This window comes from Afipia massiliensis (assembly GCF_001006325.2).
GTDB classification, from domain to species: domain Bacteria; phylum Pseudomonadota; class Alphaproteobacteria; order Rhizobiales; family Xanthobacteraceae; genus Afipia; species Afipia massiliensis_A.
On record NZ_LBIA02000001.1, the window covers coordinates 974,697 to 991,994 of the forward strand.

General features: G+C 61.9%; 15 protein-coding genes. 13 read left to right on the forward strand and 2 right to left on the reverse strand.

The genetic code is table 11. The annotated features are described in order from the left end of the window. Positions 1-4 precede the first annotated feature (4 nt). A complete protein-coding gene (locus YH63_RS04555) occupies positions 5-2,092 on the reverse strand; it encodes a 3-hydroxyacyl-CoA dehydrogenase NAD-binding domain-containing protein (RefSeq protein ID WP_046828632.1) in 2,088 nt (695 codons plus the stop codon). Positions 2,093-2,221: 129 nt separating this feature from the next. Between YH63_RS04555 and YH63_RS04560 the strand changes: the two genes are divergently transcribed. The 10 genes from YH63_RS04560 to YH63_RS04605 all read left to right on the forward strand — a co-directional run bounded on the left by YH63_RS04560 (position 2,222) and on the right by YH63_RS04605 (position 12,754). Next, positions 2,222-3,100, forward strand: a complete 879-nt coding sequence (locus YH63_RS04560; protein WP_046828631.1) for an IclR family transcriptional regulator — start codon at positions 2,222-2,224, stop codon at positions 3,098-3,100. A gap of 318 nt (positions 3,101-3,418) precedes the next feature. After that, positions 3,419-4,213 carry an ABC transporter ATP-binding protein gene (locus YH63_RS04565; protein ID WP_046828630.1) on the forward strand — a complete coding sequence of 265 codons (795 nt, stop codon included), beginning with the start codon at positions 3,419-3,421 and terminating at the stop codon, positions 4,211-4,213. After that, positions 4,210-4,920: an ABC transporter ATP-binding protein gene (locus YH63_RS04570; protein ID WP_046828629.1), complete on the forward strand. Its 711-nt coding sequence runs from the start codon at positions 4,210-4,212 to the stop codon at positions 4,918-4,920. The genes YH63_RS04565 and YH63_RS04570 overlap by 4 nt, the downstream gene beginning before the upstream one ends. 10 nt (positions 4,921-4,930) lie before the next feature. After that, positions 4,931-5,809: a branched-chain amino acid ABC transporter permease gene (locus YH63_RS04575; protein WP_046828628.1), complete on the forward strand. Its 879-nt coding sequence runs from the start codon at positions 4,931-4,933 to the stop codon at positions 5,807-5,809. A 2-nt stretch (positions 5,810-5,811) separates the two neighbouring features. Continuing rightward, complete coding sequence (locus tag YH63_RS04580) at positions 5,812-6,828, forward strand: branched-chain amino acid ABC transporter permease (RefSeq protein ID WP_046828627.1); 1,017 nt, start codon at positions 5,812-5,814, stop codon at positions 6,826-6,828. 217 nt (positions 6,829-7,045) lie between these two features. Then, positions 7,046-8,275 carry an ABC transporter substrate-binding protein gene (locus tag YH63_RS04585; protein ID WP_046828626.1) on the forward strand — a complete coding sequence of 410 codons (1,230 nt, stop codon included), beginning with the start codon at positions 7,046-7,048 and terminating at the stop codon, positions 8,273-8,275. Next, on the forward strand, positions 8,229-8,522 hold the full coding sequence (locus YH63_RS04590; protein WP_137325112.1) for a hypothetical protein: 294 nt from the start codon (positions 8,229-8,231) through the stop codon (positions 8,520-8,522). The genes YH63_RS04585 and YH63_RS04590 overlap by 47 nt, the downstream gene beginning before the upstream one ends. 143 nt (positions 8,523-8,665) lie before the next feature. Continuing rightward, positions 8,666-9,895 (forward strand): ABC transporter substrate-binding protein, encoded by a 1,230-nt coding sequence (locus YH63_RS04595; RefSeq protein WP_046828625.1) that lies wholly within the window; start codon positions 8,666-8,668, stop codon positions 9,893-9,895. A gap of 172 nt (positions 9,896-10,067) precedes the next feature. Continuing rightward, positions 10,068-11,297 carry an ABC transporter substrate-binding protein gene (locus YH63_RS04600; protein WP_046828624.1) on the forward strand — a complete coding sequence of 410 codons (1,230 nt, stop codon included), beginning with the start codon at positions 10,068-10,070 and terminating at the stop codon, positions 11,295-11,297. A gap of 173 nt (positions 11,298-11,470) precedes the next feature. Next, a complete protein-coding gene (locus YH63_RS04605; protein WP_046829756.1) occupies positions 11,471-12,754 on the forward strand; it encodes a glycerate kinase type-2 family protein in 1,284 nt (427 codons plus the stop codon). 188 nt (positions 12,755-12,942) lie between these two features. Here YH63_RS04605 and YH63_RS04610 read toward each other — a convergent pair whose 3' ends face one another. Then, a complete protein-coding gene (locus tag YH63_RS04610) occupies positions 12,943-13,476 on the reverse strand; it encodes a MarR family winged helix-turn-helix transcriptional regulator (RefSeq protein WP_046828623.1) in 534 nt (177 codons plus the stop codon). Between the two features lie 180 nt (positions 13,477-13,656). Between YH63_RS04610 and YH63_RS04615 the strand changes: the two genes are divergently transcribed. Genes YH63_RS04615 through YH63_RS04625 form a run of 3 tightly spaced genes read left to right on the forward strand, consistent with a single transcriptional unit; the run spans position 13,657 to position 17,201 of the window. Further along, entirely contained in the window at positions 13,657-14,697 is a 1,041-nt protein-coding gene (locus YH63_RS04615) for a branched-chain amino acid ABC transporter permease (RefSeq protein WP_046828622.1), read from the forward strand. Between the two features lie 3 nt (positions 14,698-14,700). Further along, positions 14,701-16,473 (forward strand): branched-chain amino acid ABC transporter ATP-binding protein/permease, encoded by a 1,773-nt coding sequence (locus YH63_RS04620; protein WP_046828621.1) that lies wholly within the window; start codon positions 14,701-14,703, stop codon positions 16,471-16,473. Beyond that, on the forward strand, positions 16,470-17,201 hold the full coding sequence (locus YH63_RS04625; RefSeq protein WP_046828620.1) for an ABC transporter ATP-binding protein: 732 nt from the start codon (positions 16,470-16,472) through the stop codon (positions 17,199-17,201). Before YH63_RS04620 ends, YH63_RS04625 begins: the two co-directional genes overlap by 4 nt. Positions 17,202-17,298 lie beyond the last annotated feature (97 nt).

Genomic DNA, 17,298 nt, shown 5'->3' on the forward strand with positions numbered 1-17,298 from the left:
GGGATTACCCCTTGGCGAGGGACGCGAATGTCTTGCCTTCGTCGGCCAGACGCTTGAGCAGCGGCGTGGGCTCGAGCGACGGATCGTTGGTCTGCTTGGCGTAGAACGACAGCCGGTCCGCTATGTGCTTGAGGCCGACGCTGTCGGCGTAGAACATCGGACCGCCGCGATAGATCGGCCAGCCGTAGCCGTACAGCCAGACCACATCGATGTCGCTCGGACGGGCCGCGATCTTTTCTTCAAGAATGCGCGCACCCTCGTTGATCATCGGATACATCATGCGCTCGAGGATTTCGTCGTCGCTGATCTGACGGCGCTTGAGGCCGAGCTTGGCGGTGGTTTCCTCGATCAGCTTATCGATTTCCGGATCCGGCAGCGGCGAGCGCGAACCGCCTTCGTACTTGTAATAGCCCTTGCCGGTCTTCTGTCCGAAACGGCCAGCCTCGCAGATCGCGTCGGCGATTTCCGACTTGATGCCGCGGTCCTTGCGCGAACGCCAGCCGATGTCGAGGCCGGCGAGATCACCCATCGCGAACGGCCCCATCGGGATGCCGAACTTGGTGACCACCGCGTCGACCTGCTGCGGCAGCGCGCCCTCGAACAGGAACTTCTCGGCCTGCTTGCCGCGGGCGGCGAGCATACGGTTGCCGACGAAGCCGTCGCAAACGCCGACCACCACCGGAACCTTGGCGATGCGCTTGGCAATTGCCACCGCGGTCATCAGCGCGTCCGGCGCGGTCTTTTCGCCGCGGACGATTTCGCACAGCTTCATCACGTTGGCCGGCGAGAAGAAGTGCATGCCCAGCACGTCCTGCGGACGCTTGGTCATGGCGGCGATTTCGTTGATGTTCAGGTACGAGGTGTTGGTGGCGAGAACAGCGCCGGGCTTGGCGTACTGGTCGAGCTTGCCGAACACTTCCTTCTTGATCGCCATGGTCTCGAACACGGCCTCGATGATGAGGTCAGCATCCTTGACGTTTTCGAGGCCGACCACACCCGTGATCAGGCCCATGCGCTTGGCGGGCGCGTCCGCCGGAATGCCTCCGCGCGCAGCGGTGGCATCGTAGTTCTTCTGCATGATGCCGAGGCCGCGCTTGAGCTGCTCGTCGCCGGTCTCGATCAGCGTGACCGGAATGCCGGCGTTGGCGAACGACATCGCGATGCCGCCGCCCATGGTGCCGGCGCCGATGATGGCGACCTGCTTCACGTCACGCGGCTTGGTGCCATCTGGCACACCAGATACCTTGGCGGCTTCACGCTCCGAGAAGAACGCGTAGCGCTGCGCCTTCGACTGATCGCCGTTCATGAGCTTCAGGAACAGCTCGCGCTCGGACTTGAGCGCCTGATCGAACGACTGGTCGAGCGAGTGGCTCACCGCCTCGGCGGCGGCGAGCGGCGCTTCCAGACCGCGGTTGCGCTTATTTGCCGCAGCGGCTGCGTTGGTGAAGATCGACTTGTCGGCCTTGGCCGCGGCGAGCTTGGAATCGTCGTCGCGCAGCTTGCGCAGCGGACGCTTCTCGGCCAGCGCCTTGCGCGCGAAGGCTTCGCCGCCGACGGCGGGTTCGCCGTCGATGATTTCCTCGATCAATCCGTTCTTGAGCGCTTCAGCGGCGCCGATCGGATTGCCACCGACGATCATTGTCACGGCCATTTCGGGCCCGACCGCGCGCGGCAGACGCTGCGTGCCGCCTGCTCCCGGCAACAGACCAAGTTTCACTTCGGGAAGGCCGAGCTTGGCGTCCTTGGTGGCGACGCGGAAGTGGCAGCCCAGCGCGAGTTCAAGACCACCGCCGAGCGCGGTGCCGTGAATGGCGGCGACCACCGGCTTGGAGGAATTCTCGATAACCTCGATCACTTCATGAAGGCTGGGCGACTGTGGCGGCTTGCCGAATTCGGTGATGTCCGCGCCCGCGATGAACGTACGTCCGGCGCACGCAATGACGATGGCCTTCACCGAGTCATCTGCCTGAGCACTCTTCACACCGTCCGCGATACCCTTGCGCACCGCAGCGCTGAGCGCATTCACCGGAGGGCTGTTGACAGTGACGATTGCAACCGCGTCGCGACGTTCCACCTTGACCACTTCGCTCACACAACTCTCCTTGTAACGCTTGTTTTTTAAGCATTTCGCACTGCGGAATTAAATTCCACATCTTGACACGGAGGGATATTTTGAAGCACGTCCTTTGTCAACGAAGACCACATATGCGGTTTTATACGAATGAAGCGGCCTCCGAAGAAACCTGCGACTGATCGCAGCTTTGTTATCGCGCTTTCGCGGGGGCTTGATGTATTGCGCGCGTTTCGTCCCAGCGACGGACTGCTGGGAAACCAGGAAATCGCAGCGCGCACGAATTTGCCGAAGCCGACGATCTCGCGGCTGACATACACACTGACAAAGCTCGGTTATCTGACGCCGGTTCCGCGATTTGAGAAATATCAACTCGCGCCTGCCGCGATGGCGCTCGGCTACTCGGCGCTCGCCAATATGGGCGTCCGCCACCTGTCGGACCCCTATCGCGATCAACTGATGCGCGAAACCGGCGGCGCGGTCGCCATCGGCGCGCGCGACCGGCTGAGCATGATCTATTTCGGACAAAGCCGCAGCGAACTGACCGTCGGCGTGCTGCTCGACGTCGGATCGCGGGTGCCGATCGCGACATCAGCTATGGGCCGCGCCTATCTGTGGGCATTGGCGGACGAAGAGCGCGCAACATTGATGCGCGAGATCAAGGAACACACCGGCCCCAACTGGCCGAAGATCCGCGACGGCATCGAACGCGCCGGCGAATGCGTTGCGAAGCACGGCTTCGCAATGTCCGCGGGCGAATGGCACAGCGACATTCACGCCGTCGGCGTTGCGCTGAAACTGAATGATGGAACCGGCCCGTATGCCTTCAACTGCGGCGCGCCGGCCTTCAAATTCAGCGAAGTTCTTTTAAAGAACGATATCGGGCCTCGCCTGGTGGCGATGGTGAGAAATATCGAAGTCGCGATGACCGGATCAATCGGGCGCGGCACGCTAGGCAAAGAACCAGTCGTCAAAAAAGTCAAAACAACCGGGGGAAAAGTCACACGTATCGCCGAGGGGATCAGGTAGGCGCCACGGATTGCATGCAGGAGCATCTTCTCCATGCAACGCTTCGGAGCGCTTGCGCGAAATCCAATCATAGTTCTATAAAAGAACTGTGTTGGACGTCGTCGCCTTGCGATGATAAGAACCATTCAAAAGCATTTGAGGACGCGCTGGACGATGACGTTGCGCGCGGACCACAAAACAAAGAAACTGCCAGCAGCAAAAAAAATGAAACCGCCAGGAGGAAAAGTTGCACGTATCGCTGAGGGGAATAAATAACCGCCGTCGTTGCGGTTTCATGCAGGCTGCGGGCGCGTCCCGATCCTGCCGGGACATCAACACATGATGCAGGCTCAAGCGCAGGGGCACGCCCCCTTGCTCACCGTTCGCGACGTCAGCGTCGTATTCGGTGGCATCATCGCGTTGAACGGCGTCTCGTTCGACATGAAGAAGGGCCAGATTCTCGGCCTGATCGGACCGAACGGCGCAGGCAAGACGACGCTCTTCAATTGTCTCAGCCGGCTTTATCAGCCGAGCCAGGGCGAGATCCTGCTGGAAGGTGAAAGTATCCTTCATCACCAGCCGCAGAAGATCGCCGCCGCCGGCATCGGCCGCACGTTTCAGAACGTTGCTCTGTTCCCGCGGCTGACGGTGCGCGACAACATCCGCATCGGCGGTCATTGCCGCACCAAGAGCGATTTCGTCAGCGATGCGCTGAAGCTGCCATGGGTTCGCGAGGAAGAGCGCAAGCTCAACGCGAAGGTTCATGAAATCCTCGACTATCTCGAATTGCACGATGTCGCCGACCGCGAAGTCGCGGGCCTTCCCTTCGGCACGCAGAAGCGCGTCGAGCTTGGCCGCGCACTCGCCGCCGAGCCGAAGATCCTGCTGCTGGACGAGCCCGCGGGCGGCCTCAACCACGAGGAAGTCTATGTCCTCGGCGACCTGATCTGCCGCATCCGCGATCAACGCCACATCACGGTCCTTCTGGTCGAACACCACATGGGTCTCGTGATGAAGATCGCCGACCACGTCGTCGCGCTGAATTTCGGCAAGAAGCTCGCTGAAGGCACGCCAGCCCAGGTGCAGTCCGACCCCGACGTCATCAAGGCCTATCTGGGGAGCAAGGACCAATGAGCATGCTGTCAATCAAGGATCTGCGCGCCTATTACGGCCAGATCCAGGCCCTTCACGGCCTTGAATTCTCGCTCAACGAAGGCAGCGTAACCACGCTGCTCGGCGCCAACGGCGCCGGCAAGACCACGACGCTGCGCGCGATCTGCAACATGATCCGCTCGACGGGCAATATCGAGTTCGAAGGCAAGCCGCTGACCGGACAGTCGACCGAGAACATCGTCCGTCTCGGCATCGCGCATGTTCCGCAGGGCCGCGGCACCTTCACCAACATGACGGTGGAGGAAAACCTGCAGCTCGGCGCGATCTCGCGCAGCGACACCAAGAACATTCCTGACGATATCGAACGGATGTACGCGCACTTTCCGGTGCTCAAGCAGCGTCACACCCAGCAGGCCGGCACATTGTCGGGCGGTGAACAGCAGATGCTCGCGGTCGCCCGTGCGCTGATGCTGCGTCCCCGGCTGATGCTGCTCGACGAGCCGTCGTTCGGCCTCGCTCCGCTGGTGGTGCGCGACCTGTTCGGGATTCTCAGCAAGATCAACCGCGAGGACAAGGTGACGATCCTGGTGGTCGAACAGAACGCCCAGCTCGCGCTTGAACTCGCGGAAAAGGCCTATGTGATCGAAACCGGACGCATCGTGATGTCGGGAAGCGCGAAGGAAATCGCGAACAACGAAGACATCCGCAAATCGTATCTCGGATACTGAGGACACAGCCATGGAACTGTTTACCAACCAAGTCCTGGCTGGCATTGCCACAGGCGCGATCTATGCCTGCATGGCGCTGGCCATCGTCATGATCTATCAGGCGATCGACCACCTCAACTTCGCCCAGGGCGAAATGGCGATGTTCTCGACCTTCATCGCCTGGCAGCTGATGCAGTGGGGATTGGGCTTCTGGCCAGCCTTCGTGCTGACGCTCGCCATCTCGTTCGCCGGCGGCATCGTCATCGAACGCGCGCTGTTCAAGCCGCTCACCAACGCGCCTATCCTGGCGCAGGTGGCGGGCTTCATCGCGCTGTTCGCCATCCTCAACAGCGTCGCGGGCCTGACCTGGGACTTCACGATCAAGCAGTTCCCCTCGCCGTTCGGTTCGTCCGGCTTCCTGGGCAGCCAGCTGATCTCGACCCATCAGGCCGGCATGATCGGCGTCACGCTGGTGCTGCTGATCCTGCTGTTCGTGTTCTTCCGCTACACGCGCATCGGTCTTGCGATGCGGGCGGCGGCCTCGCTGCCGGAATCCGCGCGTCTGGTCGGCATCAACACGAGCTGGATGATCGCACTCGGCTGGGGCATGGCGAGCGCCATCGGCGCCATCGCCGGCATGCTGATCGCTCCGGTGGTGTTCCTCGAGCCCAACATGATGGGCGGCATTCTGCTGTACGGCTTCGCGGCCGCGGTGCTCGGCGGCCTCACCAGTCCGCTCGGTGCGGTGATCGGCGGCTTCCTGGTCGGGGTCTTCGAGAACCTGGTCGGCACCTACATTCCGGGTGTCGGCAATGAACTGAAACTGCCCATCGCGCTGGCACTGATCATCGTCGTGCTTGTCATCAAACCGTCCGGCTTGCTTGGCCGCGCAATCGTACAGCGAGTTTAATCATGAGCACAGTTCAGGACTCAGTTACCCAGCCCGCAGCGGTCGCCGCGCCGTCGAAGAAGTCGATGACGGTCGGCACCACCGCAACCCTGGTGTTGTTAGCACTGCTGGTTCTCACGCCGCTGTTCGTGAAGAACTTCATCATCTTCCAGATGACGATGGTGCTGATCTACGCCATCGCCATCCTGGCTCTCAACATCCTGACCGGCGGCAGCGGACAATTCTCGCTCGGCCAAAGCGCCTTCTACGCGGTCGGCGCCTATACCGCCGGCATCATGATGGAGCATATGGGCGTCAACTACGCGCTGACGCTGCCGGCTGCCGGCATCATCTGCTTCATCTTCGGCTTCCTGTTCGGCTTCCCGGCGCTGCGGCTCTCGGGTGTCTACCTCGCGCTCGCGACGTTCGCGCTCGCGGTGGCGATGCCCCAGTTGCTCAAGCTCGGCGCGTTCGAACACTGGACCGGCGGCGTGCAGGGCCTCGTCATCACCAAGCCGGACGCTCCGTTCGGCCTGAAGATGTCGCAGGATATGTGGCTGTATTACTTCACGCTGTTCGTCTCCGCGGTGATCTACATCCTGGCCATCAACCTGCTGCGAAGCCGGTCCGGACGCGCCCTGATGGCGATCCGCGACAACCCGATCGCCGCCTCGGCGATGGGCGTCGATCTGCCGATGTACAAGACGCTGGCGTTCGGCATCAGCGCTGCTTTCACCGGCATCGCCGGTGCGCTCGGCGCCATCGTCGTGCAGTTCGTGGCTCCCGACAGCTTCACCATTCAGCTGGCGATCGCGATCTTCCTCGGCATGGTGGTCGGCGGCGTCGGCTGGCTGCCGGGCTCGCTGGTCGGCTCGGCCTTCATCGTGTTCGTGCCGAACGTCGCGGAGCACATCTCGAAGGGCCTCTCGGGCGCGGTGTTCGGCGTGCTGCTGTTCGTCGTCATCTTCCTCGTGCCGCACGGCGCAAGGCAGGTGGCTTATATGATCGAGGCTTTGTTCCGCAAAAAGAGTAAGTCCTAAAGTCTGATTTGCCGACGTTAAATCAGGCTTGTTTCAATCTGCGTTGTTTGAGAAGGGTGTCTCCGGAAAATCGGTTTCCGGATCGGGTGACAGGGCCTGATTCAGCTTTGCTGGATCAGGCCCCCTCATTTTTGCCCTGTTTTTGCTCTGGGCATGATCTCTCTTCCGGGACCGGTTTCCGCCAAGCGGAATGCCCGCATCTTAGGGAGAGACCAGAATGTTATCCAAGCTCAAGCTCAACGTAGCAGCAGTGTCGGCTGTCGCCGCGCTCGCGATGACGAGCGGCCACGCGCTCGCGCAAAAAAAGTACGACACCGGCGCAACCGATACCGAAATCAAGATCGGCAATATCATGCCCTACAGCGGTCCTGCGTCCGCGTACGGCGTCATCGGGAAGATGGAAGAAGCCTACTTCAAGATGATCAACGAGCAGGGCGGCATCAACGGCCGCAAGATCACCTTCATCACCTATGACGATGGCTACAGCCCTCCGAAGGCGGTGGAACAGGCCCGTAAGCTGGTCGAGAGCGACGAAGTCCTGCTCGTGTTCGGGCCGCTCGGCACCCCGTCGAATTCCGCGATCCAGAAGTACCTGAACGCGAAGAAGGTGCCGCAGCTGTTCGTGGCCACCGGCGCCACCAAATTCGGCGAACCTAAGGAATTCCCCTGGACCATGGGCTGGCAGCCGGCCTACCAGAGCGAAAGCCGCGTCTACGCCAAGCATCTGCTCGCAACCAAGCCGGACGCCAAGATCGCGGTGATGTATCAGAACGACGACTTCGGCAAGGACATGCTCAAGGGCCTGAAGGACGGTCTCGGCGCCAAGGCGTCCCAGATCATCGCCGAAGACAGCTATGAAGTGTCCGAGCCGACCATCGACTCGCACATCATCAAGCTGAAGGCCACCGGCGCGGACGTCTTCGTCAGCTTCACGACGCCGAAGTTCGCAGCTCAGGCGATCAAGAAGGTCGCGGAACTTCAATGGAAGCCGATGTACATCCAGAGCAACGTCGGCGCATCGGTCGGCAGCGTGCTCAAGCCGGCCGGCTTCGAGAACGCGCAAGGCATCCTGACGGCGCTCTACGCCAAGGACGGTGCGGATTCCCAGTGGGACAACGACGATGGCATGAAGAAATTCTACGCCTTCCTCGCCAAGTACGCGCCGGACATGAACAAGACCGATGGTTCGGTCGTCTATGGCTACGGCCAGGCGCAGACCCTGGTTCAGGTTCTGAAGCAGGCAGGCGACAACCTGACCCGCGAGAACATCATGAAACAGGCCGCAAGCCTGAAGGACTTCACCCCCGACACCCTGCTGCCGGGCGTGAAGATCAACACCAGCGCGACCGACTTCTATCCCATCGATCAACTGCAGATCGCCCGTTTCAAGGGCGAGAAGTATGAGCAGATCGGCCCGGTCATCACCGGCGGAATGGGCGGCAGCTAAACCTCCCGCGCCGCTGAAGATTACAAATCGGCAACAAGCCCTCCGCGACACCGTCGCGGAGGGCTTTTCGTTGAACGGGTCGCAAAGGTGCTCCAAGGGTGCCGACATTTTCGGCACGACGCCGAAGCTCCTGCACGGCGAATCGGCGCTGGATAACGCCGCGCGCCGCATGACCTTCGCGCGTCCGCTCTTCGCACTGCGAAAGCAGGCCTTATTGGTTAATCACCCTGCCCTGTATTTCGCCTAATGAAACATGAAGACGTTTAAAGCCTGCGGCAGAGGGCTTTTCATTGAATGAGCCCCGCAAAGGGTATTGAATATCGTCGAGCCGCAAAGAGCTTCAAATCAAAAAAATAAACGAGGACACAAACACGATCCAAGGAGGAACGTATGGTTATTTCCACATCTCGACTTGCGACTTTTTCGGCTGCGATCGCGATCGTCGCCGCGACAAGCAGCAACGCACTGGCCCAGAAAAAGTACGACACCGGCGCATCCGATACCGAGATCAAGATCGGCAACATCATGCCCTACAGCGGACCGGCCTCCGCATACGGCGTCATCGGAAAATCCGAACAGGCCTACTTCAACAAGATCAATGCCGAAGGCGGCATCAACGGCCGCAAGATCACCTTCATCTCGTATGACGACGGCTACTCGCCGCCGAAGGCTGTCGAGCAGGCCCGCAAGCTGGTCGAAAGCGATGAGGTGCTGTTGGTCTACGGACCGCTCGGTACGCCGTCGAACTCGGCGATCCAGAAATACCTGAACGCCAAGAAAGTGCCGCAACTGTTCGTCGCCACCGGCGCGACCAAGTGGAACGACCCGAAGGACTTCCCCTGGACCATGGGCTGGCAGCCCAACTACCAGAGCGAGGGCCGGATCTACGCGAGCTACCTGATGAAGCAAAAGCCGAACGCCAAGATCGGCATCCTTTTTCAGAACGACGACTACGGCAAAGACTACCTCAAGGGCATCAAGGACGGCCTCGGCACCAAGGGTGCTTCGATGATCGTCGCGGAAGAACCCTATGAGACCAGCGTGCCCACCATCGACTCGCAGGTCGTCGCCCTGAAGTCGAAGGGTGTCGATGTGTTCATCAGCATCACGACGCCGAAGTTCGCCGCCCAGTCGATCAAGAAGGTCGCGGAGCTTCAGTGGAAGCCGCTGTTCATCCTCAACAACGTCTCGGCGTCGGTCGGCTCGGTGATCAAGCCCGCCGGTTTCGAGAATTCGCAGGACATCATCTCGGCGGCCTACGCCAAGGATCCGACCGATCCGCAGTGGAAGGACGACAAGGGAATGAAGGACTTCGACGCCTTCCTCCTGAAGTACTTCCCCGAGGCGAACCGGACCGACGGCTCGGTGATCTACGGCTACAACTCGGCCCAGACCCTGGTTCATGTCCTCAAGGCCTGCGGTGACAATCTCACCCGCGAGAATGTCATGAAGCAGGCGGCCAGCATCAAGAACCTGGAACTCGGCGGCTTGCTGCCGGGCGTCAAGATCAACACCAGCGCCACCGATTTCGCCCCGATCAGCCAGATGCAGATGATGAAGTTCAAGGGCGAGACCTGGGAGCGGTTCGGCGAGATCCTGAGCGGCGACGTCGGCGGCTAGTTCGCCCTCGCGACAACAATTACCCCCTGCGGCACAACCGCAGGGGGTTCGTCAATTCAATGCCATTTTGTTTGAACCACTCCGGCAAACGGTATTGAATACCTGCGAGGCTAAAAGGCCTCCGGGGAACTACCCTCAAGCATCAAAAAAACTAGGTCAGGAAACATAAAAAATGTCCGTCAAAAAATTCAACCCCTTAGTCTTGCTCGCTACCGTCGCGGCCTTCGCGGCGACGAGCGGCAGTGCGCTGGCGCAGAAAAAATACGACACCGGCGCGAACGACACCGAGATCAAGATCGGCAGCATCATGCCCTACAGCGGCCCCGCCTCCGCCTACGGCATCATCGGCAAGACCCAGGCGGCCTATTTCAACAAGATCAACGCCGAAGGCGGCATCAATGGCCGCAAGATCAATTTCATTTCCTATGACGACGGCTACAGCCCGCCCAAGGCCGTGGAGCAGGCGCGCAAGCTGGTCGAAAGCGATGAAGTTCTGCTGATCTTCAACTCGCTCGGCACGCCGTCGAACACGGCGATCCAGAAATACATGAACGCCAAGAAGGTGCCGCAGCTGTTCGTCGCCACCGGCGCAACCAAATGGAACGACCCGAAGAACTTTCCATGGACCATGGGCTGGCAGCCCAACTACCAGAGCGAAGGCGTCATCTACGCGAAGTACCTGATGAAGGAAAAGCCGAACGGCAAGATCGGAATTCTTTATCAGAACGACGACTTCGGTAAGGACGTGCTCAAGGGTCTGAAGGACGGTCTCGGAGCCAAGGGCGCTTCGATGATCATCGCGGAAGAACCTTACGAGACATCCGTCCCGACGATCGACTCGCAGGTCGTGGCGCTGAAATCCAAGGGCGCTGATGTTTTCGTCAGCATCACCACGCCGAAGTTCGGCGCGCAGTCGATCAAGAAAGTCGCAGAGCTCGGATGGAAGCCGCTGTTCATCCTGAACAACGTCGCCTCGTCCACTGGATCGGTGATCAAGCCGGCCGGTTTCGACAATGCGCAGGGCGTGATCTCCGCGACCTACGGCAAGGACCCGACCGATCCGCAGTGGAAGGACGATCCGGGCGTGAAGAACTTCGATGCGTTCCTCGCGAAGTACTTCCCGGAAGCCAACCGCGCCGACAGTTCGGTCGCGTACGGTTACAGCTCCGCGCAGACGATGGTGCACGTGCTGAAGGCATGCGGTGACAATCTCACCCGCGAGAACGTCATGAAGCAGGCCGCCAGCATCAAGGGCGTTCAGCAGGAGATGGGCTTGCCCGGCATCACGCTGAACACCAGCGCGACCGACTTCGCTCCGATCGAGCAGTTGCAGATGATGAAGTTCACGGGCGAGCGCTGGCAGCTGTTCGGCCCGATCATCAGCGGCGAGATCGGCGGCTGACGACCAACTCGCGCGGACGGGAGCCGGATTTCCAAATCTGAAATCCGGTTTCCCCGCCCTGCACGGGCAGATCTGAAAATATTTCCGCCCTCCGCAATAACCTGCGGAGGGCCTTTTATTGAACGGCCGATCATGTCATGTCTGGAGCCCGTCCAGAGCCACGCGATGACATGATGACCGACAGACGCCCTCTGCTGCGCGCGATCTTCGACGCCGCCGTCGCTGCGGCCCATCCGGATCGCATTCTTGCCGACCACCTGCCGCCACCGCCGGGCGGCCGCATCATCTGTCTCGCCGCGGGCAAGGCCGCGGGCGCGCTGGCCCATGCAGCGGAGCGCTATTACCTCGACGAAGGCCGCATCGATCCGGAACGGTTGTCGGGACTCGCCACCACGCGTCATGGCTACGGCATGCCGACCCGGCGCATCGAAATCATTGAGGCCGGTCATCCGGTGCCCGACGAAGCGGGATTGAAGGCTGCCAGCCGGACGCTTGAAGTGGCGCAGAGCGCCGGCGCCGACGATCTCGTTCTGGTGCTATTGTCCGGCGGCGGTTCGGCAAATTGGGTCGCGCCGACAGACGGCATTTCGTTCGCGCAAAAGCAGGCGATGAACAAGAGCCTGTTGCGATCCGGCGCGCCAATCGGCGAAATGAACACCGTGCGCAAGCATCTGTCCCGCATCAAGGGCGGCAGACTGGCTCGCGCGGCCACCCCCGCGCAGATTCTGACGCTGGCGATTTCGGACGTGCCGTTCGACGATCCGGCAACCATCGCGTCCGGACCGACCGTGCCGGACACCACGACGCTGGCGGACGCCCGCGAGATTGTCGCCCGCTACGGCATCAAGGCGGACGATGCCGTGATCACCGCGTTGAACGATCCGCGCAACGAGAGTTGCAAGCCCGGCGACGCAGCTTTCGCGCGTTCGGACTTTCGGATCATCGCGCGGCCGCAGGAATCCCTCGATGCTGCGGTGGCCGTTGCACGAAACGCCGGATACGAGATCGTCGCACTCGGTGCAGATCTCGAGGGCGAAGCGCGCGACGTCGCCGCCACCCATGCGCGGATCGCGCTGAAGGCCCACGCCGAGGGAAAGAGGTTAGCCGTCCTCTCCGGCGGCGAACTCACCGTCACGGTGCGCGGCAACGGGCGCGGCGGCCCCAATCAGGAATACGTGCTCGCGCTCGCGAGCCTGTTTGCGGATACATCAGGCATTTCCGTGCTCGCGGGCGACACCGACGGTGCTGACGGCGGTGCGGGTCATCCGACCGACCCGGCCGGCGCGATCCTCGATCAGCGCACCTTCGCAAAGATCCGCGAGCTCAAGCTCGACCCGAGGGCGTTTCTCGACAACAACGACGCCACCGCGTTCTTCACCGCGACCGGCGATCTGCTCAATACCGGCCCGACGCTAACCAACGTCAACGACATTCGTATTATTCTGGTGGATCCGTAATTCTGCATTTGAGTCCGCGATATCGCTTCAATTACGATGTCGTCCCCGCGAAAGCGGGGACCCATAACCACCGCATCCTCGACCGAAAGCGGACGTTGAAGATGGTGCATAAATTTAACGACAGGGAGTATGGGTCTCCGCTTTCGCGGGGACGACGAGAAGAAAATCACGTGGGACACAAGGAGCCCCTAAAACTCCCGCGCGATCTTGCCCAGCATCGTCAGCAGCAGGTCGCGGTTGTGATCGCCGAGCAATTCCCTGAGCCGGGCTTCGTGTCGCGCCTCGATCAGCTTTCGCGCCCGCGACAGAACCGCGCGGCCTTTTTCGGTCAACCGCAGGATATGCGAGCGGCGGTCGTTGCTGGACCGGCTCCGCGCACACAGATCGCGGCTTTCCAGTTCATCCAGCAAAGCCACGAAATTCGGCCGCAGGATCCCGAGCGTCGAGGCAATCTCGGTCTGGTTGCGCCCCGGATTGGTCTCCACCAGCATCAGGACGGAAAACTGCGCCGGGGTCAGTTGCAGCGGCGCGACGCAGCGGATGAAATCCTCGAAAATCCGCAGTTGCGCGCGCTTGAGCGAATAGCCCAGGAACTCGGACAGGTCGCCGACCTGGACCGCCTCCGCGGGGGGCGCGGGGCGTGGCGCCGGACGTGATGCCGGGCGCGTCGGCCGCTTCCTGGCTTTCGCCGCACCGGCTCTCGCGGTCCTGGAAACAGCCATCGTGCGCTTCCCGTCGTCGGTTGTTATAAGGTCGCCTCGAATGGCTGGAGCCGACCGGGCTTGTGATTATACTCGATAATTGTTATGAAACATATCAAATACCGATGGCGGAATTCAACCGCCGCTTTTGGTGCCGGCGGACCCTTCCATCCGCATGTGCGCGTTGCGTGAGGGGACGCCTTGGATAGCACGATCCTTCTGTTCCTGCTGCAGGACGGAATAACCAGCGGCGCGATCTACGCGCTGCTCGGGCTTGCGCTCGTGCTGGTGTTCGCGGTGACCCGCGTCATTCTGATCCCGCAGGGCGAATTCATCACCTTCGGCGCGCTGACCTACGCCACGCTGGCCACCGGCAAGGTGCCGGGCACAGCACTGCTGGCGCTCGGCATGGGCGTCGTCGCCTTCTGCTTCGATATGGTGTCCGGCCGCAACGTCATGAGCGTACAGCGGTTGCTGCGGTCGCTGGCGCTGAACATCCTGCTGCCGCTGGCGATCTGGGGCGTTGCCGTGATGATGGCGGGGCGACAGAACAGCGTTGCCATCAATTTCCTGCTGTCAATCGTGATCGTCGCGCCGATCGGTCTTTATCTCTACCGCATCGCCTACCAGCCGATCGCGCATGCCTCCGTGCTGGTGCTGCTGATCGCATCGGTCGGCATGCATCTAGCCCTGCAGGGTCTGGGCCTCGTGTTCTTCGGTCCGGAAGGCTTGCGCGCGCCGGCGATTTCGGCGGCCGCTTTCACGATTGGCCCGTTGCGGTTCACCGGCCAGAGCATCGGCATCTACGCCATCACCATCCTGCTGATCGTCGGGCTTTGGCTGCTGTTCGGCTACACACTTTACGGCAAGGCGCTGCGCGCCACCGCGGTCAACCGCCTTGGCGCGCGCATCGTCGGCATCCGCACCACGCTGTCCGGGCAGGTCGCGTTCCTGCTCGCCGCCGTGATCGGCACGATCTCCGGAATTCTGATCGTCCCGATCACCACGATCTATTACGACACCGGATTCCTGATCGGCCTGAAAGGCTTCGTCGCCGCCATCATCGGCGGCCTCGTGAGCTATCCCCTCACCGCCGCCGCCGCTCTGGTGGTCGGCATCGTCGAAGCGTTCTCGTCGTTCTATGCCAGCAATTTCAAGGAGGTCATCGTCTTCACGCTGCTGCTGCCGGTCCTGATCCTGCGCTCGCTGGCGTCGCCAGAGGTCGAAGAGGAAGAGGACTAAGTGATGGCGCAGCGTTGGGGCATGATCGTATTTGCGCTGGTGATGGCGGTGATTCCGTTCATTCCCGGCATGCCGCCGTTCTGGATCGTGCTGCTCGACAACATCGGGCTTGCCGCTCTGGTGGCGATGGGCCTCGTGCTGCTGACCGGCGTCGGCGGCCTCACCTCGTTCGGCCAGGCCGCGTTCTGCGGCTTCGGCGCCTATACCACTGCGATCCTCACCACCTCATACGGCGTGTCGCCGTGGCTGACATTGCCGCTGTCGCTGATCGTCAGCGGCGTCGCCGCCGTGATCCTCGGCCTGATCACCGTGCGCCTGTCCGGTCACTACCTGCCGCTCGGCACCATCGCCTGGGGCATCAGCCTGTTCTATCTGTTCAGCAAGCTGGAGCTTGTCGGGCGCAATGACGGCATTTCAGGAATTCCACCGCTCTCGATCGGCACGCTGCAATTCACCGATCCCGGCAAGATCTATTTCGCGATCTGGTTCGCGGTCATCCTCTGCGCGCTGCTGACGATGAACCTGCTTGATTCCCGCACCGGGCGCGCGATCCGCGCGCTGCGCCGCGGCCATATCGCGGCGGAAGCGTTCGGGGTGCAGACCGCGCGCGCCAAGCTGCTGGTCTTCATTTATGCCGCCGTGCTCGCCGGTCTCTCGGGGTGGCTCTACGCGCATTTCCAGCGCGCGGTGAACCCGACACCGTTCGGGCTAAATGCCGGCATCGAGTATCTGTTCATCGCGGTGGTCGGCGGCGCGGGTTACGTCTGGGGTGCGGTGCTCGGCGCCGGTGTCGTCGTCGTGCTCAAGGAATTCCTGCAGAGCTTCCTGCCGGTGGTGTTTCACGGATCAGCGCAGCTCGAGACGGTGATTTTCGGCATCCTGCTGGTGGTGCTGCTTCAGGTCGCGCCCGGCGGCATGTGGCCGCGCCTCGCTGCCCTGCTGAGGTTCAACGCCACAAAGCTTCCCACGCCAAAAGCGGCGGAGCCCCTGCCGCCGCGCAGCAAAGCCATCGCCACATCGGAAACGCTGCTCGACGTTCAGGCCGCGCGCAAGCAGTTCGGCGGCGTCATCGCCGTCAACGACGTCTCCTTCAATGTCAACGCGGGCGAGATCGTCGCCCTCATCGGGCCGAACGGCGCGGGCAAGAGTACCACCTTCAATCTCATTACCGGCGTGCTGCGCTCATCCGGCGGAACGATTTCCATCCTCGGCCACAACGTCGACAATGCCCCGCCGCAGGATATTGCCAAACTCGGCGTCGCCCGCACCTTCCAGCACGTCAAGCTCGTCCCCGACATGAGCGTGCTGGAGAACGTCGCCATCGGCACCCATTTGCGCGGCCACGCCGGCGCAATCGCGAGCATGCTGCGGCTGGACCGCAAGGACGAAGCCGCCCTCCTTGCTGAAGCCGCAAAGCAGATCGAGCGCGTCGGCCTCGGCGACCAGATGCATCAACTGGCGGGAAGTCTCTCGCTCGGCCAGCAACGCATCGTGGAAATCGCCCGCGCGCTCTGCGTCGATCCGATCCTGCTGCTGCTCGATGAGCCGGCAGCCGGACTGCGCCACATGGAAAAGCAGAAGCTGTCGTCGCTGCTGCGCCAGTTGCGCGCTGAGGGCATGTCGGTCCTGCTGGTCGAACACGACATGGGCTTCGTGATGGATATCGCGGACCGCATCGTCGTGCTGGAATTCGGCACCAAGATCGCCGAAGGCAAGCCCGCGGCCATCCGCGCCAACCCCGACGTGATCAAGGCCTATCTGGGGACCGCGTCATGACCAAACTGCTGGCGGTCGAAAACGCGCACATCGCCTACGGCAAGGTCGAAGCCGTGCGCGGCGCGACCCTGGACGTTAACGCCAACGAGATCGTCACCATCGTCGGCGCCAACGGCGCGGGCAAGACCACCCTGCTCAACGCCATTATGGGCATCCTGCCGTTGACCGGCAGTGTGATCTTTTCAGGCCAGCAGATTTCCCGTTTCGAGATCGAGGACCGGGTCGCGGCGGGGCTGTGCATCGTGCCTGAACACCGCGAACTGTTCGGCACCATGACGGTCGAGGAAAACCTGCAGCTCGGCGGTTTCCGCGTGGCCCGCGCCACGGCGGCCCGTGAACAGGAGCGCGTCTTTTCGCTGTTTCCGCGACTGAAGGAGCGCCGCACGCAACTCGCCGGCACGCTCTCCGGCGGCGAACAGCAGATGCTGGCAATGGGCCGGGCCCTGATGAGCCAGCCGCGCCTGCTGATGCTGGACGAGCCGTCGCTCGGCCTCGCGCCACTGATCGTCGCGGATATTTTCCGCACCATCGGCGAGTTGCGTCAGGCCGGTGTGTCGGTGCTGCTGGTTGAGCAGAACGCCCGTGCCGCGCTCGAAATCGCCGACCGCGCCTATGTCATGGAGCTTGGCGAGTTCATCATGAGCGGCTCGGCTAAAGAGATCAGCGGCGACCAGCGCGTGGTGGCGAGCTATCTCGGATTCCAGCACGACGAGGGCGGCGCACTCTAAGTGCCAAGATGCCTCGCGTCGCATCGATCTGGTCGTCCCGGCGAAGGCCGGGACCCATAACCACCGCACTATGGCTTGAAGGTGGATGTCAGACATC

Bases quoted from the DNA above. Each gene is read 5' to 3' on its own strand.
- YH63_RS04585 (WP_046828626.1), top strand. From the start codon at position 7,046: ATGTTATCCAAGCTCAAGCTCAACGTAGCAGCAGTGTCGGCTGTCGCC.
- YH63_RS04560 (WP_046828631.1), top strand. From the start codon at position 2,222: ATGAAGCGGCCTCCGAAGAAACCTGCGACTGATCGCAGCTTTGTTATC.
- YH63_RS04590 (WP_137325112.1), top strand. From the start codon at position 8,229: ATGAGCAGATCGGCCCGGTCATCACCGGCGGAATGGGCGGCAGCTAAA.
- YH63_RS04605 (WP_046829756.1), top strand. From the start codon at position 11,471: ATGACCGACAGACGCCCTCTGCTGCGCGCGATCTTCGACGCCGCCGTC.
- YH63_RS04595 (WP_046828625.1), top strand. From the start codon at position 8,666: ATGGTTATTTCCACATCTCGACTTGCGACTTTTTCGGCTGCGATCGCG.
- YH63_RS04575 (WP_046828628.1), top strand. From the start codon at position 4,931: ATGGAACTGTTTACCAACCAAGTCCTGGCTGGCATTGCCACAGGCGCG.
- YH63_RS04565 (WP_046828630.1), top strand. From the start codon at position 3,419: ATGATGCAGGCTCAAGCGCAGGGGCACGCCCCCTTGCTCACCGTTCGC.
- YH63_RS04610 (WP_046828623.1), bottom strand. From the start codon at position 13,476: ATGGCTGTTTCCAGGACCGCGAGAGCCGGTGCGGCGAAAGCCAGGAAG.
- YH63_RS04570 (WP_046828629.1), top strand. From the start codon at position 4,210: ATGAGCATGCTGTCAATCAAGGATCTGCGCGCCTATTACGGCCAGATC.
- YH63_RS04580 (WP_046828627.1), top strand. From the start codon at position 5,812: ATGAGCACAGTTCAGGACTCAGTTACCCAGCCCGCAGCGGTCGCCGCG.
- YH63_RS04625 (WP_046828620.1), top strand. From the start codon at position 16,470: ATGACCAAACTGCTGGCGGTCGAAAACGCGCACATCGCCTACGGCAAG.
- YH63_RS04600 (WP_046828624.1), top strand. From the start codon at position 10,068: ATGTCCGTCAAAAAATTCAACCCCTTAGTCTTGCTCGCTACCGTCGCG.
- YH63_RS04620 (WP_046828621.1), top strand. From the start codon at position 14,701: ATGGCGCAGCGTTGGGGCATGATCGTATTTGCGCTGGTGATGGCGGTG.